Source organism: Actinomadura sp. NBRC 104425 (assembly GCF_030269545.1).
Classification (GTDB): Bacteria; Actinomycetota; Actinomycetes; order Streptosporangiales; family Streptosporangiaceae; genus Spirillospora; species Spirillospora keratinilytica.
The window spans coordinates 83,865-100,281 of record NZ_BSTN01000015.1; the positions used below are offsets into that span (position 1 = coordinate 83,865).

General features: G+C 71.8%; 16 protein-coding genes. 8 read left to right on the top strand and 8 right to left on the bottom strand.

Annotated features, from left to right (window positions below; all coding sequences use genetic code 11):
• The first annotated feature begins 368 nt into the window (after positions 1 to 368).
• Both QSK22_RS22055 and QSK22_RS22060 read left to right on the top strand, forming a co-directional pair.
• Complete coding sequence (locus QSK22_RS22055) at positions 369 to 941, top strand: hypothetical protein (protein WP_285496189.1); 573 nt, start codon at positions 369 to 371, stop codon at positions 939 to 941.
• 24 nt (positions 942 to 965) lie between these two features.
• Positions 966 to 1,361, top strand: a complete 396-nt coding sequence (locus QSK22_RS22060; protein ID WP_285496190.1) for a hypothetical protein — start codon at positions 966 to 968, stop codon at positions 1,359 to 1,361.
• A gap of 38 nt (positions 1,362 to 1,399) precedes the next feature.
• Here the strand turns inward: QSK22_RS22060 and QSK22_RS22065 are convergent, their stop codons facing one another.
• From QSK22_RS22065 to QSK22_RS22080, 4 genes are all read right to left on the bottom strand, one after another.
• Positions 1,400 to 2,005 (bottom strand): response regulator transcription factor, encoded by a 606-nt coding sequence (locus QSK22_RS22065; RefSeq protein ID WP_285496191.1) that lies wholly within the window; start codon positions 2,003 to 2,005, stop codon positions 1,400 to 1,402.
• A complete protein-coding gene (locus QSK22_RS22070; RefSeq protein ID WP_285496192.1) occupies positions 2,002 to 3,195 on the bottom strand; it encodes a sensor histidine kinase in 1,194 nt (397 codons plus the stop codon). Before QSK22_RS22070 ends, QSK22_RS22065 begins: the two co-directional genes overlap by 4 nt.
• 201 nt (positions 3,196 to 3,396) lie before the next feature.
• Positions 3,397 to 4,047 carry an ATP-binding cassette domain-containing protein gene (locus tag QSK22_RS22075; protein ID WP_285496193.1) on the bottom strand — a complete coding sequence of 217 codons (651 nt, stop codon included), beginning with the start codon at positions 4,045 to 4,047 and terminating at the stop codon, positions 3,397 to 3,399.
• 98 nt (positions 4,048 to 4,145) lie between these two features.
• On the bottom strand, positions 4,146 to 5,309 hold the full coding sequence (locus QSK22_RS22080) for an alpha-hydroxy-acid oxidizing protein (protein ID WP_285496194.1): 1,164 nt from the start codon (positions 5,307 to 5,309) through the stop codon (positions 4,146 to 4,148).
• A 178-nt stretch (positions 5,310 to 5,487) separates the two neighbouring features.
• On the opposite strand from QSK22_RS22080, the gene QSK22_RS22085 reads away from it, so the two are divergent.
• The 3 genes from QSK22_RS22085 (at position 5,488) to QSK22_RS22095 (ending at position 9,855) form a co-directional block, all read left to right on the top strand.
• A complete protein-coding gene (locus tag QSK22_RS22085) occupies positions 5,488 to 7,947 on the top strand; it encodes a DNA gyrase/topoisomerase IV subunit A (RefSeq protein WP_285496195.1) in 2,460 nt (819 codons plus the stop codon).
• A 337-nt stretch (positions 7,948 to 8,284) separates the two neighbouring features.
• Positions 8,285 to 9,115: a patatin-like phospholipase family protein gene (locus QSK22_RS22090; protein ID WP_285496197.1), complete on the top strand. Its 831-nt coding sequence runs from the start codon at positions 8,285 to 8,287 to the stop codon at positions 9,113 to 9,115.
• Between the two features lie 212 nt (positions 9,116 to 9,327).
• On the top strand, positions 9,328 to 9,855 hold the full coding sequence (locus QSK22_RS22095; protein WP_285496199.1) for a gamma carbonic anhydrase family protein: 528 nt from the start codon (positions 9,328 to 9,330) through the stop codon (positions 9,853 to 9,855).
• A 75-nt stretch (positions 9,856 to 9,930) separates the two neighbouring features.
• Here QSK22_RS22095 and QSK22_RS22100 read toward each other — a convergent pair whose 3' ends face one another.
• The 3 genes from QSK22_RS22100 to QSK22_RS22110 form a co-directional block, all read right to left on the bottom strand.
• Positions 9,931 to 10,275 carry a hypothetical protein gene (locus tag QSK22_RS22100; RefSeq protein ID WP_285496200.1) on the bottom strand — a complete coding sequence of 115 codons (345 nt, stop codon included), beginning with the start codon at positions 10,273 to 10,275 and terminating at the stop codon, positions 9,931 to 9,933.
• A 417-nt stretch (positions 10,276 to 10,692) separates the two neighbouring features.
• Positions 10,693 to 10,992 (bottom strand): hypothetical protein, encoded by a 300-nt coding sequence (locus QSK22_RS22105; RefSeq protein ID WP_285496202.1) that lies wholly within the window; start codon positions 10,990 to 10,992, stop codon positions 10,693 to 10,695.
• A gap of 338 nt (positions 10,993 to 11,330) precedes the next feature.
• The gene (locus QSK22_RS22110; protein WP_285496203.1) at positions 11,331 to 12,443 is read right to left on the bottom strand and encodes a hypothetical protein; all 1,113 of its coding nucleotides are present in this window, start codon (positions 12,441 to 12,443) and stop codon (positions 11,331 to 11,333) included.
• 410 nt (positions 12,444 to 12,853) lie between these two features.
• On the opposite strand from QSK22_RS22110, the gene QSK22_RS22115 reads away from it, so the two are divergent.
• The 3 genes from QSK22_RS22115 to QSK22_RS22125 all read left to right on the top strand — a co-directional run bounded on the left by QSK22_RS22115 (position 12,854) and on the right by QSK22_RS22125 (position 15,795).
• A complete protein-coding gene (locus tag QSK22_RS22115) occupies positions 12,854 to 13,420 on the top strand; it encodes a thioredoxin family protein (RefSeq protein WP_285496204.1) in 567 nt (188 codons plus the stop codon).
• Positions 13,421 to 13,669: 249 nt separating this feature from the next.
• Positions 13,670 to 14,800: an acyl-CoA dehydrogenase family protein gene (locus tag QSK22_RS22120; protein WP_285496205.1), complete on the top strand. Its 1,131-nt coding sequence runs from the start codon at positions 13,670 to 13,672 to the stop codon at positions 14,798 to 14,800.
• Complete coding sequence (locus tag QSK22_RS22125; protein WP_285496206.1) at positions 14,797 to 15,795, top strand: acyl-CoA dehydrogenase family protein; 999 nt, start codon at positions 14,797 to 14,799, stop codon at positions 15,793 to 15,795. The genes QSK22_RS22120 and QSK22_RS22125 overlap by 4 nt, the downstream gene beginning before the upstream one ends.
• Here QSK22_RS22125 and QSK22_RS22130 read toward each other — a convergent pair.
• Complete coding sequence (locus QSK22_RS22130) at positions 15,737 to 16,375, bottom strand: TetR/AcrR family transcriptional regulator (protein WP_285496207.1); 639 nt, start codon at positions 16,373 to 16,375, stop codon at positions 15,737 to 15,739. The two genes, QSK22_RS22125 and QSK22_RS22130, sit on opposite strands and share 59 nt — an antisense overlap.
• Positions 16,376 to 16,417: the final 42 nt, after the last annotated feature.

Here is a 16,417-nt window from a genome sequence, read left to right on the forward strand (position 1 = left end):
TCAGCGGTCGCACATTCGACACCGGCACGTACACCCCATCGCGCGCACGGCTCGGGGGCGGCGCGTCGGGCAGGGGTGTGCGGCAGTCACGGTCATCAGTAAACCGGCCCGACACTGATGGTGCAAATCCAGTCATACGACACGAAGGCCGTCGTGATGGGACTCACATGGTCATGCCGGGCCCCACGGCGACGCCGTCGAGGAGTGGTCGCCGCCGGATGGAAACGATCTCCTCCGAAGGACAGCACAATCTCATAGTGCGAACAGGTGAAACGAGGCGTTCCGGACGTCTAGAGTGAGGTTCGACGTGGGGCCCTCCTCCGGGAGGGCCCTTTCCCTGTACCTCGTGTGATCAGAGGACCCGAAGCATGAACGAGCATGAGCTGCGCGCGGAGTTGCTGCGGCTGCTGAGCGACGGGATGACCGAGCCCGCGTCGACCGCGGTGAACGGTGAGCGCGGCCTCGTGCCGCTCGCGCTCGACATGGACGGCGACGTCGCCGTCGTCTCGTTCCTGCGACATCAGAACGGCGGCACCGGAGGCTGCTTCATCGAAGGTGTCACGTTCCACAAGCGGGACGGCGAATGGATCGAGCTCGGCGGCGGCGGGGCCTGGGCTCCCGAAGAGCCGCTGGCCCGGCGTCCCGCGGCGGAGCTCGGCGGCCACCTGATCCGGTACGCCATGGGCCGTACCGTCCGCAACGCCAACCGGCTGTTCCCCTGGGGCGCCAAGTGGGTGAGCGAGGCCAAGCTGCGCGCCTCCAGCGAGGTCGCGCAGATCCGGGTCGGCTCGCGGCTGCTGGACGTCCCGGCGCACGGGCACGTCGTGGTGGTCTGGACGGCGCGCCGCGACCCCGTCGTCGAGGCCCTGGACAAGGACGGCGCCGTGCTGTCATCACTGGACCTCGGCCCCAGGCTCGTCCCCCTGGCTTCGACGGCCTGACCCCCTCGCCCCCTGGGAGGACCCGTGCTCGCCATCACCTGGGACACCGTCCGCGTCTTCCTGCACGTACTGGCAGCGACCATATGGGTCGGCGGGCAGCTGACCCTCACGGCGCTGCTGCCCGTGCTGCGCCGCGCGGGCGGCGACACCTCCAAGCTCGCCGCCCGCCAGTTCAACCGGGTCGCCTGGGCCGCGTTCGCCGTGCTCGTGCTGACCGGCGTGTGGAACATCGCGGCCGTGGGCGACGCGGACGGCGCCTACAAGACGACCCTCCACGTGAAGCTGGCCGTCGTGGTCGTGTCGGGTGTCGCCGCGTTCCTGCACACCCGGGCGTCCGCCCCCAAGGGCCTGGCCGTGTCGGGGGCCGTGAGCGGCGTGGCCGCCCTGGCGGCCCTGCTGCTGGGAGTCATGCTCGGCTGACCCCCTGTACGGCCGTCTGAGGTCACGGTTCGGGCGGGTCACAGCCAGCCGAGGTCGCGGGCGGCGCGGACGGCGGCGTGCCGGTTGTCCACGCCGAGCTTGGTGACCGCGGCCGACAGGTAGTTGCGCACCGTCCCCTCCGACAGCCCGAGGGCGCGGGCGATGCGGGCGACGGGCGCGCCGTCGGCGGCGGCGCGCAGGGCGTCCAGCTCGCGCGGCGTCAGCGGGCACTCCTCGGCGGCCAGCGCGTCGGCGGCCAGCTGCGGGTCGATGTAGCGCGCGCCGCCGGCGACCTGCCGGATGACCTGCGCGAGCCGCGCGCCGGGCGCGTCCTTGCCGAGGAAGCCGCGCACGCCCGCGCTCATGGCGCGGCGCAGGTTGCCGGGCCGCCCGTGCGCGGTGACGATCACGACCCGGCAGCCGGGCAGGTCGCGGGCCAGGCGCTCGGCGGCGGCGAGCCCGTCCAGGCCCGGCATGTCCAGGTCCAGCACCGCCACGTCCGGTTCGAGGGCCAGCGCCCGCTCCACCGCCTCGTCGCCGCGGCCGACGTCGGCCACGACCTCGATGCCGGGCTCGGTGTCGAGCAGCAGCACCAGCGCGTCCCTGATCAGCAGGTGGTCGTCGGCCAGCAGCACCCGGATCATGCCCGGTCCCTTTCGGCGGGTTCCGGCGCCGGGCGCAGCGGCACGGCCGCGGCCACCCGGAACGTTCCGTCGCCGACCGGTCCGGCGGTGAACTCCCCGCCCGCCGCGGCGATCCGCTCGGCCAGCCCGGCCAGCCCGCTGCCGGGCGGATGCGCGGCGGCGTCCGGTGCGCGGCGGCCCGGCCCCGCCCCGTCGTTGCTGATCTCCAGCCACAGCCGGTCGTCGTCGGCCCACACCGTGATCAGGCACCAGGTCGCGTTGCTGTGCCGCAGCACGTTGGTGGCGGCCTCGCGGGCGACCCGGCCGAGCGGTTCGTGCACGTGGGCGGGCAGCCGCGGGGAGATTTCGGGGGGCCGGCAGCGGATCCCGGCCGCCTGCAGCACGGCGGACATGCCGTCCAGTTCCGTGCGCAGCGACGTCGCCCGGTAGCCGCGGACGATCTCCCGCACGTCGCCGACCGCCTCGCGCGCCATCGCCTGGATCTCGGTCAGTTCCTTGCGCACGCGCCCGGGGTCGCGCTCCAGGTACCGTTCGGCGACCTCGGCGCGCAGGGCGACGGCCTGGAGGCTGTGGCCGAGCACGTCGTGCAGGTCCCGGGCGAAGCGGAGCCGCTCCTCCCCCACGGCGGATCGAGCCAGCTCCGCGCGCGCCCGCCGCAGTTCCTGGACGACGTGGTACATCCACACCGTCACGTAACCGGAGAACGCCGCGACGGGGACGCCGAACAGCTCGTACAGCACCGTCAGCGGGGGCAGTCCGAGCAGCACCCCGTACGCGGGGGTGAGGACGGTGGCGGCCCCGGTCACCGCCACGGCCTGCCGTAGCGGCAGCACGACGGGGATGAGCCCGGCGGGGAGCATCAGCAGGTTCCCCCAGCCGTCCTGCGCGCCCATCACCGGCGGCAGCCCCCAGCACACGGCGGTGAGGGCGGCCAGTCCGATGCGGTGGGCGGGCGCGGTACGGCGGCGCAGGTTGAGCCACAGCAGCCGCCCGTAGCCGGCGCATATCGCCGCCGCCGCCGTCACGGCGAGAGCCACGCGTTGCGGCTCGGAGCGGGTGAAGGCCTCATACCAGAGGGCGGGCAGCAGCATGCCGGTCAGGGTCAGCAGGGTCAACGCCACGATGACGGCGGCGAAGGCCCCGGGGCGCCCGATCCTCGGCTGCACCTGTCTGCCTGCCTCTGCGATCAACGGGAGCAGGGTCACTCAGGGTACGCGAGGTGCCCGCCCCCGCCTCTTGGCGGTGCCGTCAAAGCTTTCGGCCGCCGATTGTCACCGCGCTCACAATTTCAGCCCCCGGGCAGGGCGCGCGGGCCTGCGAGAACGCTACGACCGCCCCTGGGCGCACCCGAAGGCCTCTTGCGGGCGCCCCGGGGCGAGAGGCGTCCGGTGTCAGGCGGCCTTCGGATGCGTTCCGTCACCGCCTGTGACCAGACGTCCTTCGTCCAGGACCCCGACGCGGTCGGCGCGACGCGCCTCGTCTATGGCGCGGGTGGCCGCCAGCACGGTCACCCCTTGGGCGGACAGGGCCCGCAGCACGCCCCAGACGCGTTCCCTCGGCGCGTCCCCAAGGTCCGCCGTGGGCTCGTCCAGGAACAGCACGTCGGAACGGGCCAGCAGGACCAGCGCCACGTCCAGCAGGCGCCGCTCCCCCGGCGTGAGCCGCTCGAACGGCACATCCTCCAGCCCCGACAGGCCGGCCAGGCGCAGCGCCCCCGCCGCGGTGAGCGGGTCCAGTGTCCAGCGGCGCCAGGCGTCCACGACCTCCCCCACGGTCAGGCCGGGGAACAGGCCGCCGTCGCGCCACACCGTGCCCGCCCTCAGCGCGCCGCGCCGTTCGTAGGGGTCGATCCCGCAGACCCGCACCGTCCCCCCGGAAGGGCGGCGCAGCCCGGCGGCGGCCTCCAGCAGCGTGGTCTTGCCCGCCCCGTGACGGCCCAGCAGCGCGTACACCTCGCCCCGGGCCACGGTGAACGAGACGTCCCGCACGGCGTCGCGGTCCCCGAAACGCACCCGCAGGTCGCGTACCTCGATCACGTCCATGCGCCCATGCTGCCGAGCACGGGCACGGGGCGGGCAGTCACGGATGTCAGGAAACGCCCGTGACCTTCACACGGCCGCGCCATGACATTTGTCATCCATCACGTCCGCGCGAGGAGATCGGGGCCGAGGTCGGCGGCCCTGGCGTGGCCCGAGAGCATCAGGGTCAGGTCCAGTTCGGCCAGCAGGCAGCGCAGCACGTGCGTGACGCCCGACTCGCCCCCGAGCGCGAGCCCGTACACGAAGGGGCGTCCCACCAGGACCGCCTTGGCGCCCAGGGCGAGCGCCTTGGCGATGTCGGCGCCGGTGCGCACGCCGCTGTCGAACAGCACCTCGGCCTGGCCGCGCACGGCCTCGACCACGGGCGGCAGGGCGTCCAGCGACGCCACCGCCCCGTCGACCTGTCGTCCGCCGTGGTTGGAGACGATCACGCCGTCCATGCCCGCGTCCACCGCGCGCCGCGCGTCGTCGGGGTGCTGGATGCCCTTGAGCGCGATCGGCCCGTGCCAGTGCTCGCGCAGGAACGCCAGGTCGTCCCAGGTCAGCGAGGGGTTACCGAAGTTGGCCGCCCAGTGCAGGAGCGCCGCGTCCCGATTGGCGTCGGTGACCGGCCCGCCGACCGCCTTCTGAAAGACCGGGTCGGTGAAGTAGTTGGCCACCCCGATGCCCCGCAGGAACGGCAGATACGCCTGGTCGAGGTCGCGGGGCCGCCACGCCAGCGCGAACGTGTCCAGCGTGACCACCAGCGCGGTGTACCCGGCGGCGGCCGCGCGCTCCAGGAAGCTGACGGCCAGCTCGCGGTCCTTGGGCCAGTACAGCTGGTACCAGCGCGGCCCGTCCCCGTTCGCCTGCGCGACCTCCTCGATCGAATACGACGAGGCGGTGCTCAGCACGTACGGCAGCCCGGCCGCCGCCGCGGCCCGGGCCGCCGCCCGCTCGCCGTCCGGATGGAAGATCGACTGGACGCCGACCGGGGCCAGCGCCACCGGCGCGGGCATCGGCGTGCCCAGCACCCGCGCCGACAGGTCGCGCTCGGCCACGTCCCGCAGCATCCGCGGCACGATCCGCCACCGGTCGAACGCCTCCCGGTTGGCCCGCGCGGTCGCCTCGGTGCCGGCCGCCCCCGCCGCGTACCCGAACGCCGCGGCCGACAGGCGCCGCCCGGCCAGCGCCTCCAGCCTGGTCAGGTCGGTGGGCAGCTCGGGAACGACGTCGCCCAGGCCCTTGAGGTAGATCTCGTATTGGAAGTCGGCGGGCGAGCTCATGCCCGCCTCCCGCCGGCCTGCGGCACCCGCCCGGCGGCTGCCGCGCCCGCCGACCGGGCGGCGCCGCGCCCCTCCGGCTCGCTCATTCGCCCTCCTCGGACCCGTCCGGACCGCGGCGCCCGCCGCCGCGGAGCCGTCCGGTACGAATCTGTCTGTGGGACCGGCAACAATGTTCCACATGGCACGACGCGGATCCCAAGCCCCACCGCCGCCCGACTTCGAGGAGAACATCGTCGACGTCGACGTCTCCGAGGAGATGCGCGGCAGCTACCTTGAGTACGCCTACTCGGTGATCTACCAGCGGGCGCTGCCGGACGCGCGCGACGGGCTCAAGCCCGTGCAGCGCCGCATCCTGTACTCGATGAACGAGATGGGCCTGCGTCCCGACCGCGGCCACGTCAAGTGCGCCCGCGTCGTCGGCGAGGTCATGGGCAAGCTGCATCCGCACGGCGACAGCGCCATCTACGACGCCATGGTGCGCATGGCCCAGCGCTGGGCGATGCGCATGCCGCTGGTGGACGGCCACGGCAACTTCGGCTCCCTCGGCGGCGACGACATGCCCGCCGCCATGCGGTACACCGAGGCCCGCATGTCCCGCGAGGCCATGCTGATGGTCTCCTCGATCGACGAGGGCACCGTCGACTTCCGGCCCAACTACGACGGGCAGGAGACCGAGCCGGAGGTGCTGCCCGCCGCGTTTCCGAACCTGCTGGTCAACGGGGCGTCCGGGATCGCGGTCGGGATGGCCACCAACATGGCCCCGCACAACCTCGGGGAGGTGATCGCCGCCGCCCGGCACCTGATCGCCAACCCCGACGCCGACCTGGACGAGCTGATGCGCTTCGTGCCCGGCCCCGACCTGCCCACCGGCGGCAAGATCGTCGGGCTGGACGGCATCCGCGACGCCTACGCCACCGGCCGCGGCACGTTCCGCACCCGCGCCACCGCGCACATCGAGAACGTCACCCCCCGCCGCAAGGGCATCGTCGTCACCGAGCTGCCGTACGCGGTCGGCCCCGAACGCGTCAAGGCCAAGATCAAGGACCTGGTCAACGCCAAGAAGCTGCAGGGCATCGCCGACCTGAAGGACCTGACCGACCGCACCACCGGGCTGCGGCTGGTCATCGAGGTCAAAAACGGCTTCCACCCGGAGGCCGTGCTGGAGGAGCTCTACCGGCTCACCCCGATGGAGGAGACCTTCGGCATCAACAACGTGGCGCTGGTGGACGGCCAGCCCCGCACCCTCGGCCTGCGCGACCTGCTGCAGGTCTACATCGACCACCGCATCGACGTGGTGCGCCGCCGCTCGGAGCACCGCCGCGCCAAGCGCGCGGACCGGCTGCACCTGGTCGACGGCCTGCTGGTCGCGCTGCTCAACATCGACGAGGTCATCCAGGTCATCCGCGGCAGCGACGACTCCGCGCAGGCCAAGCAGCGCCTGATGCAGATCTTCGAGCTGTCGGAGGTCCAGGCGCAGTACATCCTCGACACGCCGCTGCGCCGCCTGACCCGCTACGACCGGCTGGAGCTGGAGAAGGAGAAGGAGCAGCTGGCCCGCGAGATCGCCGAGCTGACCGAGATCCTGGAGTCGGAGGCCAAGCTGCGCGGCGTGGTCTCCGACGAGCTCGCCGAGGTCGCCGCCGAGTACGCCACGCCGCGCCGCACCGTCCTGCTGGAGTCGTCCGGCCAGACCGCCGCGGCCGCCGTGCCGCTGGAGGTCCCCGACGACCCCTGCCTGGTGCTGATGTCGTCCACCGGCCTGCTCGCCCGCACCGCCACCGCCGACCCGCTGCCCGCCGAGGGCGACCGGGGGCCGCACGACGTGCTGGCGTCGGTCGTCCGCACGTCGGCGCGCGGCCAGATCGGCGCGGTCACCTCGGCCGGGCGGATGATCCGCATCGAGGTCATCGACCTGCCGCTGCTGCCACCGACGGCCACCGCGCCGTCCCTGGCCGGAGGCGCCCCCATCGACGAGTACATCGCCCTGGAGGACGACGAGAAGGTCGTCGGCCTGGGCGCCATCACCGACTCCGGCCCCGGTCTCGCCCTGGGCACCGAGCAGGGCGTGGTCAAAAGGGTCGTCCCCGACTTCCCCAACCGCGACGACTTCGAGGTGATCGGTCTGAAGGAGGGCGACCGCGTGGTGGGCGCCGTCCAACTGACCTCCGAGGACCAGGACCTGGTCTTCATCACCACCGACGCCCAGCTGCTGCACTACGGCGCCGCCAACGTCCGCCCCCAGGGCCGCCCGGCGGGGGGCATGGCGGGCATCAAGCTGTCCGCCGGGGCGCGCGTCCTGTGGTTCGGCGCCGTCGACCCGTCCCGGGAGAACCGCGTGGTGACGGTCTCCGGCTCCTCCACGGCCCTGCCCGGCACCCAGACCGGCGCGGTGAAGGTCTCCGACTACGCCGACTTCCCGGCCAAGGGCCGCGCCACCGGCGGCGTCCGCTCCCACCGGTTCCTCAAGGGCGAGGACGCCCTGATCCTGGCCTGGGCGGGCCCGGCCCCCGTCCGCGCCGCGTCGTCCACGGGCAAGCCGCTGGCGCTGCCCACCGAACTGGGCCGCCGCGACGGCTCGGGTGAGAAGCTCGGCACCCCCATAGCGGCCGTGGGCGGTCCTCTGGCGTCCGAGGCGTGACAGTGTCGTGCGGGCGCGCTGCGGGTTCTCCCAGGCCGCGCCCGCACGGCGGCGCCCGAGCGCCCAGGGTGAGCAGTCGGTCAGGCCGCCGGGGCGGGGCGTTTCTGGACGACCCACTGATTGTCGTCGGGGTCACTGAAGAAGATCATCGTGCTCCAGGGCTTGTCGCCGCGTCCCGGGCGCCGCTCCCCGTCCTCGATGTGCCGCGCCGATGTTCGAGCCGGTCGATCCGGCACGTTGCGGGGCCGGCGGGGCGGCCGTGTCGAAGACGGGCGGGCGGCTCCAGCACCCGCGAGACGAGGAATACTCAGCGGTGTTCGACGAATGGAGGACGGCCATGACCGAGGCGCTGGTGCTGGGCGGCGGAGGTGTCGGCGGAATCGCCTGGATCACCGGTGTGCTCGCGGGGCTGGCCGACGCGGGGCAGGACGTCACCGGCGCCGATGTGATCGTGGGGACGTCCGCGGGCTCGACCGTCGCGGCGCAGCTGGGCAGCGGTCTGAGCCTGGCCGAGCTGTACGCCCGGCAGGTCGCGCCGGAACTGCAGTCCGCCGAGCTCATGGCCGAGCTGGACGTGGAGAAGTTCGGCGCCGACTTCGCCGCCCTGCTGCGCGACGCGGGCACCGTCGCGGAGATCCGGCGGGCGGTGGGCGGGTACGCGCTGAAGGCCGCCACCGTGCCGGAGGCGGAGCGGCGGGCGGTGATCGAGTCGCGGCTGCCGTCCCACGCGTGGCCGGAGCGCACGTTGAAGATCGTCGCGGTGGACGCCCAGACCGGTGAGCCGCGGGTGTTCGACAACGCCTCGGGCGTGGACCTGGTCGACGCCGTCGCGGCGAGCTGCGCCGTGCCCGGCGTGTGGCCGCCGGTGACGATCGGCGGGCGCCGGTACATGGACGGCGGCATCCGCTCCGCCGCCAACGCCGACTACGCCGCCGGGGCGTCCCGGGTCGTGGTGCTCGCCCCGCTCGGCGGCGTCGAACTGGTCCCGACCGACAGGCCGCTGGACCGGACCGTCGAGGAGCTGCGCGCGAGCGGCGCCGAGGTCGCGGTCATCGAACCGGACGAGGCGTCGCGGACGGCCATCGGCCCGAATCCGCTCGACCCGTCCACCCGCAAGCCGGCCGCCGAGGCGGGCCGCGCCCAGGGCCGCGCGCTGAAGCTGCGATGACGCACCCGCGGGAACCGTCTGTCGAAGCGATTCCATCGGTCGGCCCGTCGTGATCGCCGTTGTCCGCAGACCGTGGGGCGCACACGGCGTGATGCTCGTGATGCCCTCCGGGTGTATCCCACGCTGCGCGACCTGGAACGCTGGGTATGCGCGGCTTCTCCTGGCACGCCCCCGCCAGGGCCGCGTCTTGCCGATCTTCGAAGGAGGACTGCATGGCCGTCTACGCGCTCGGCGACCGGGTGCCCGTCATCCACGAGACCGCCTACGTGCATCCGGACGCGGTGGTGATCGGTGCGGTGACGCTGGGTCCGGAGTCGTCCGTCTGGCCGAACGCGGTGCTGCGCGGCGACTACGGCCGCATTGAGGTGGGAGCCCGCACTTCCGTCCAGGACGGCACGGTGCTGCACACGACCGAGGAATGGCCCACGCTGATCGGCGCCGACTGCGTCGTCGGCCACAACGTGCACGCCGAGGGCTGCACGGTCGAGGACCGCTGCCTGATCGGCTCCGGCTCGGTCGTCCTCAACCGCGCCCGGATCGGCACCGGCTCCATCGTCGGCGCCTCCGCCCTGGTCCCCGAGGACCTGCAGGTGCCGCCGGCCTCCATGGCGCTGGGCGTCCCCGCCCGCGTCCGCCCGATGGGCGAGCAGACCCGCCATGCGGACTGGCTGGACGAAGCGGTGCAGCTCTACGTGCGCAACGCCCGCGACTACCGCAAGAACCTCCGTCGCCTCGACTGAAACCACCGGCCGACGGCGGGCCCGCACCAGCGGCGATGTCCAGCCTCCAGGCCTCCAGCGCTCGACGGTGCGGGCCTACTGCGCGGCCTCCATATGGCCGTCCAGGTAATCGATCAAGCGACTCTCGCTGTTCAACAGCCGCTCCCGGTGTTCGGGCGGCAGGGCGGCCAGCGCGTCGGGAAGCGCTCTATCGCGCGGCACGTGGACCATCGCGCCGGTGTAGACGCGGCAGCCGGGGCACCACGAGAGCCCGATGCACCGTTCATAGTGCGGAGAGTCGGCCGGGTAGATGCGGTAGGTGTACGAGCGCACGGCCGTCCGACATGCGGTGCAGATCCAGTGCCCTTGGTCTTGGACGGTGTCCCATCTGCTGACCTTGCGCCAGCGCTGCGGGTGGGATGGTTTGCTTCGATGCGCCATGAGAGGCATCGTCCCCCAGCCGTCCATGCCCCCGACATGGTCCTGGCAGGCTCGCGCACACGAAAGGTTGTCAGACACCGCGAGTTGGCAGCAGTAGGCAAGATTTGCGATGCGGTCGGTGGAAGGCATTCGGCCACGCCACCGTGCGTCCGGCTGCACGGCAGGAGCCGGGCTGTCAGCCTTCTGTGCCGGCGGCGCAGGCGGTGCCGGCTCCCAGGGGCGCAAGGCGTCGACCCGGACGATCGCGCAGCGCAAGCAGTCCAGTTCCGCACACGATTCAATGGATGCGAGCCTGCGTCTGCTCAATCCGCACAGCCTCATCCTGTAGGGAGTGAGAATCGAGTCGGCACCGCGTGCCCGATCACCCTTCCTCCGGACGCCCCGCCAAGCGCGGCCATGCCCGATTGACAGGCAGCCTTATTCAGCGCCGAAGGCCGCTCCCAAGGGGGGCACTTCCTCGGGAGTTCGACGGAGGGCTTCCTCAACCGATGCGATCAAGTCACGCATGGCGGAACGCAACCGTCTGTGCTGGTCGAGCAGTTCGCTTTCGAAGACGACCGCCGCTCCGCCCTTGTCACCGACCCATACATGACGGCTCGCCATCTGCTTGATCGGCTCGTCCAGCGCGTGTTCCACCATGTCAGCGTCCCGCCGCAAATTGCGCAGAAGTTCCTGCAGCTCCCGATACTTCGGATTCGGAACCATACCCGGGGCCATGATCTTCCTCCTGCGCAGTGGCGGAGACCGGAAAACAACGGCATTCTAAAGGCGGAAGGTGCTGCAGCGCCCGGCCAAAGATGCGGATGAGCGGCATGTGTGGACGTTGGCACCATGTCACCGCCCTTGCATTGACAGCCGCACTCATCACATCCTTCTGTGGCGACACAGAACCCGAAGGCCCCACCGTCGTCGAGGCCGAACAGACCCTCGAGTCCCACATCAACAAGCTCGTTGGTACGGGTGCAGGGAACGTCCGCCACGTGAAGGTTATTGATCCTGGCGGGCCTCCTTGCGCTCATTCTCCCAACTCGCCGCACAGTCAGCAGCCTTCTTCATCATTCCAGCATGGCGCCCTCGGCGATCTCGGTGTCATACGCGCCGGCGATCTGCGACATGGGGATCTGCATGCCGTCGGGCACCTTGTCCTTGAGCGTGGTCATGACCGTGAATGCGAAGCGTCCGGCCTCCCGGGAGTGGGCGCCGTCCTTCTCGTCATACGAGCCGGACCCCGCCGCAAGCGCCCGGCCGAACTGCTCGACGGCCTGCCGGTCGAAGACCGAGAGCCGGGTGAACGTGGAGATCACGTGCCCGAGCTCAGGCTTGGACGGCAACAGGTACGAGCCCGATTTGCTGGGCGGGCGCGGGTTCGCCTCGGCCGTCCCCTGGAAGGCGAGGCGGGCGGCGGCGGGATTGTTGCTCAGTGCCCGAAGCATTTCCCGGATGCTCTCCCAGTCGGTGCCGGTGAGGTCGCTTCGGGCGGCGAGCCCCGAGGACAGCTGGCGGTAGGCCGGGTCGAGCGCGTGGAGCCGGGCGAGGGAGGCCAGCCATTCGGGCGGGAAGGTGCCGTAGGCGACCAGAGCGGCCACGCCTTGTCGCTCTTCCCTCAACAGCTTGGTCTCGAACATCGCCTTGGCGACGGTGTTGAATCCCGGCACGTCCATTCCGCCGGAGACGGCGCTGCCGAACGCCTGGCTGGTCTCCTGTAGCTGGCGGTTCGTGTGCTCTTCACGTCCGTACTTCTTGATGAGTGAGGGAAGGCGGCGGGTCGGTTCGGGGCCGAGGGCCGCAAAGAAGGCGGCGGCGTAGTCGGCATCGAAACGGTGCATGCCGAGTTCGTTGAGAGCGTCGTGATAGGCACCGTCGTCCGGTCGGGTGCTCTTGATGAGGGCGGCGAGGATGGCGCCCTGGCGGCGGGCCTCGGCCGGGGAGAGGACGAGCGACTCGTCGACTGAGGCGAAGCCCCGTGCGGAGCCGTCGTCGCGCGCGACGGCGAGATCCTTGCGGCGGGTGAGCAGGGGCAGTTGCTCGTCGATCCACGCGCACACGCGGTCGACGTTCGACAGCGGGGAGACGTCCACGCCCAGCGCGGGCAGCCGAGACCGGTAGGACGCCAGCGCGCCCGCGATGTCGTCGCGGCCGCGCTGGAACTCTTCGATCATTTCGGCCATCAGGTCAGGGTTGACGCCGCTGAATCCCGGTGGGAAGGGAGTGCCCATTGAGCCGCCGTTCGTGTCCCAGTCGCGTGATCCCCGTCGCGCGAATTTCGTGCTCCCCCCGCGCCACAGATAGCGCACACGGGGACAGAGCGTCAACCGAGCGCGAAAAGGCTGGAGCGCTACGCCTCGTCGAACGAAGGAATAAATCAGACATCTGCCGGTGGCCGGGCTGCCCGTTTCCTGGCTGCCGGGGAGTCGAGGCAACGGTTCCGATCATCGCTTAGTGCCGGTGATGCCAGATGCGTCCGCATATTGGACTGGCCCATAACAATGTCAAAGCATCGATCGCGACATATGACACCTTGAGCACCATCGCGGGTGCCGGGCGCCATGCGTTACGGACGGTGGGTCACAATGGGGGCATGGCGATCGCATCCTTCATGGTTCCGCTGGGCACGCCGGCGCCCGGGTTCGCCCTGCCGTCGATCGACGGCGGTACGGTCTCGCTCGCGGACTTCGCCGACGCTCCGGCGCTGCTGGTGGTGTTCCTGTCCAACCACTGCCCTTACGTGCGCCGGATCGAGCACGGCATCGGCGCCGTGACGGCCGAGTACCGCGACAAGGGATTGGCCACCGTGGCGATCTGCAGCAACGACGTCGAACGGTATCCCGATGACGGCGCCGACCACCTGCGCGAGCAGGTCAAGCGCGCCAGGTTCACCTTCCCGTACCTGATCGACGAGTCGCAGGACGTCGCCAAGGCGTACCGGGCCGCCTGCACCCCCGACTTCTTCCTCTACGACGCCGACCGGCGGCTGGCGTACCGGGGCGAGTTCGACGCCGCCCGTCCCAAGAACGACGAGCCGGTGAACGGCGCGTCCCTGCGCGCTGCCATCGACCACGTCCTGGCAGGAGAGCCCGTGCCCGAGCCGCACATTCCCAGCGTGGGCTGCGGCATCAAATGGAAGCCCGGCAACGAACCCGCATGAGACCGCTTCCCAGAACACAGCGCGGATGAGCGGGTCAACGCACCGGCACCGACACATCGACAAGCGTTGACCCGCCAGCGCCTTAGGCCATGTCCGATGGATCTGGTCCGCAGCGCGGATGCCTGACGGGAGGGCGGCGTTCAGTCCGTGCGCGTCGCCACCGACGCGTGTAGAGCGGGCTGCGTCGTGTGTCCGCAATGAGTTAATCTACCAAGCGATTGTTAGGTAGTCCGACAGGGGCGGGCCAGGATGGATCTTGAGTTCGGGGCGGCCGACGAGGCGTTCCGGGGCGAGGTGCGGGCATGGCTGCGCGAGCATGTGCCTGCCGAGCCGCTGCCGTCGCTGGAGACCGAGGAGGGCTTCGCGGCGCACCGGGAGTGGGAGCGGAAGCTGGGCGCCGCCCGCCTGTCGGCGGTGTCGTGGCCCGAGGAGTACGGCGGGCGGGGCGCGTCCACGCTGCAATGGCTGATCTTCGAGGAGGAGTACTACGCGGCCGGCGCCCCGGGACGCGTCAGCCAGAACGGCATCAACCTGCTCGCGCCCACCCTGTTCGAGCACGGTACGCCCGAGCAGCTCGCGGCCGTCCTGCCGCCCATGGCGCGCGGCGAGGTGATCTGGGCGCAGGCGTGGTCGGAGCCCGGCGCGGGCAGCGACCTGGCGTCCCTGCGCGCCACGGCGCAGCGGGTCGACGGCGGGTGGCTGCTGAACGGGCAGAAGACGTGGAGTTCGCGGGCGGCGTTCGCCGACCGGGCGTTCGGGCTGTTCCGGTCCGACCCGGGCGCGGAGCGCCATCGCGGGCTGACGTACCTGATGTTCCCGCTGGACGCAGACGGGGTGACCGTGCGTCCCATCGGGCGGCTGGACGGCAAGCCCGCGTTCGCCGAACTGTTCCTGGACGACGTGTTCGTCCCCGACGAGGACGTGATCGGCGCGCCGGGGGACGGCTGGCGGGTGGCGATGAGCACCGCGGGCAACGAACGCGGCCTCACCCTGCGCTCCCCCGGGCGTTTCACCGCCGCGGCCGAGCGGCTCGTCACGCTGTGGCGGGAGCGGGGCGATCCGTCCGACACGGCGATGCGCGACCGGGTGGCGGACGCGTGGATCAAGGCCCGCGCGTACCGGTTGAAGGGCTTGGAGACGGTGTCGCGCACCGACGGCATCGGCGCCGAGTCCAGCATGAACAAGCTGTTCTGGTCGGAGTTCGACGTGGCGCTGCACGAGACCGCGCTCGACCTGCTGGGGGCCGACGGCGAGCTCGCCGGGGACTGGCTGGAGGGCTATGTGTTCTCGCTGGCCGGACCGATCTACGCGGGCACCAACGAGATCCAGCGCGACGTCGTCGCCGAGCGGGTGCTCGGCCTGCCGAGGGGGACGCGGTGAAGTTCGTCCTGGACGCCGAGCAGCGATTGTTCGGCGAGACCCTGCACAAGCTGCTCGCCGAGGCCGACACCCCGGCCGCGATCCGCGCGTGGGGGGCCGGCGACGCCGCTCCGGGGCGGGCGCTGTGGCGGTCGGTGGCGGAGACGGGGGTCTTCGCGCTGGCGGTGCCCGAGGCGCACGGCGGGGCCGGGGTGCTGCCGGTGGAGCTGGTCACGGCCGCGTACGAGCTGGGACGCCACGCGGTTCCCGGGCCGTTCGTCGAGACGCTCGCCGCGGCGGTGCTGATCGACGGCCTCGGCGGCGAGCCGGCCGCGCGGTGGCTGCCGCGCATCGCGGCCGGGGAGGCGATGATCTCCCTGGCCCGGCCGTACGCGCTGGACGCCGACGTCGCCGATCTCGTGGTGGCCGTCGCCGACGGCGCACCGCCACGGGCCGCCCGTCCCGCGGAGATGCGTGCGGGCATCGATCCGGCGCGGCGGTTGTTCAAGGTCGTTCCGCAGGCGCCTTTGGGCCGTGCGGACGCCACCGCCCGAGCCGTGGACCTCGCCACGCTGCTGTGCGCGTCGCAGCAGCTGGGCGTCGGACGCGCCCTGCTGGACGTGTCGGTGCAGTATGCCCGGACGCGGCGGCAGTTCGGCCGCGCCATCGGCGAGTTCCAGGCGGTCAAGCACCGTCTGGCGGACGCGGCCGTCGGGTTGGAGTTCGCCCGTCCGCTCGTCCACGGCGCCGCGCTGTCCTACGGGACGCCGGACTTCCCCCGCGACGTCTCGGCGGCCAAGGTCGCGGCGGCCGAGGCGTCCTATGCCGCGGCGAAGACCGCCCTGCAGGTGCACGGGGCGATCGGCTACACCGACGAGTACGCGCCGTCGCTGTGGATCCGCAAGGCCCGCGCCCTCTACTCGGCGTGGGGTGCGCCGGCCGAGCACCGCGCCCGCGTCATGGGGTTTCTTTGCCGTCCGGCGGCGGGTGAGGGCCTGCCAGGCCGTTCAGTATGAGGGCGGTGAGGGAGTCGACGATCTGCTCGCCGGTGAGGTCGGGGGCGTCCTGTCCGGCGGTGAGCAGGGCGTACCCGAGCGTGCTGAGCATCGCGCCCACGGCGGCGGCGATCAGCGTGGGGTCGCCGGGGAGCTCGTGCCCCTGCTCCCGCAGGTACTCCAGGTGGTCGCGGATGACGGCGGTGTCGTCGGCCAGGGTGCGCCAGGCCCGGCCCGACTCGGGCGGTGCGGCGATCATCGCCTGGAACTGCGCGGCCACCACCGGAAGGTGTTCGGAGAACATCTTCCAGTAGACCTCGATGTGCGCGCGCAGTTGCGCGGGATCGGTCAGGTCGTGCTCGCGCGGTTGCCCCTGGGCCTCCAACTCGACGTCGGTGTCGCGGTCCATGTCGTGCAGCAGCGCGGTGAGCAGGTCCTCCTTGCTGGAGAAGTGCTCGTAGAAGGACCCGGTGGCCCGGCCCGCCGCACGGGTGATGTCGGTGATCTTGGTGTCGAGATAGCCCCGTTCGACGAACAGCCTGCGTGCGGCGTCCTTCAGCGCCCGTTCCGTCTCGGCCGCCTTCTGCTTGCGAACCCCCAACGCGCCACCTCTCCGTCACCGCCCGGGACAACCGCCGCCCCA

Bases quoted from the DNA above. Each gene is read 5' to 3' on its own strand.
- QSK22_RS22055 (WP_285496189.1), top strand. From the start codon at position 369: ATGAACGAGCATGAGCTGCGCGCGGAGTTGCTGCGGCTGCTGAGCGAC.
- QSK22_RS22065 (WP_285496191.1), bottom strand. From the start codon at position 2,005: ATGATCCGGGTGCTGCTGGCCGACGACCACCTGCTGATCAGGGACGCG.
- QSK22_RS22075 (WP_285496193.1), bottom strand. From the start codon at position 4,047: ATGGACGTGATCGAGGTACGCGACCTGCGGGTGCGTTTCGGGGACCGC.
- QSK22_RS22080 (WP_285496194.1), bottom strand. From the start codon at position 5,309: ATGAGCTCGCCCGCCGACTTCCAATACGAGATCTACCTCAAGGGCCTG.
- QSK22_RS22085 (WP_285496195.1), top strand. From the start codon at position 5,488: ATGGCACGACGCGGATCCCAAGCCCCACCGCCGCCCGACTTCGAGGAG.
- QSK22_RS22090 (WP_285496197.1), top strand. From the start codon at position 8,285: ATGACCGAGGCGCTGGTGCTGGGCGGCGGAGGTGTCGGCGGAATCGCC.
- QSK22_RS22095 (WP_285496199.1), top strand. From the start codon at position 9,328: ATGGCCGTCTACGCGCTCGGCGACCGGGTGCCCGTCATCCACGAGACC.
- QSK22_RS22100 (WP_285496200.1), bottom strand. From the start codon at position 10,275: ATGGCGCATCGAAGCAAACCATCCCACCCGCAGCGCTGGCGCAAGGTC.
- QSK22_RS22105 (WP_285496202.1), bottom strand. From the start codon at position 10,992: ATGGCCCCGGGTATGGTTCCGAATCCGAAGTATCGGGAGCTGCAGGAA.
- QSK22_RS22110 (WP_285496203.1), bottom strand. From the start codon at position 12,443: ATGGCCGAAATGATCGAAGAGTTCCAGCGCGGCCGCGACGACATCGCG.
- QSK22_RS22115 (WP_285496204.1), top strand. From the start codon at position 12,854: ATGGCGATCGCATCCTTCATGGTTCCGCTGGGCACGCCGGCGCCCGGG.
- QSK22_RS22120 (WP_285496205.1), top strand. From the start codon at position 13,670: ATGGATCTTGAGTTCGGGGCGGCCGACGAGGCGTTCCGGGGCGAGGTG.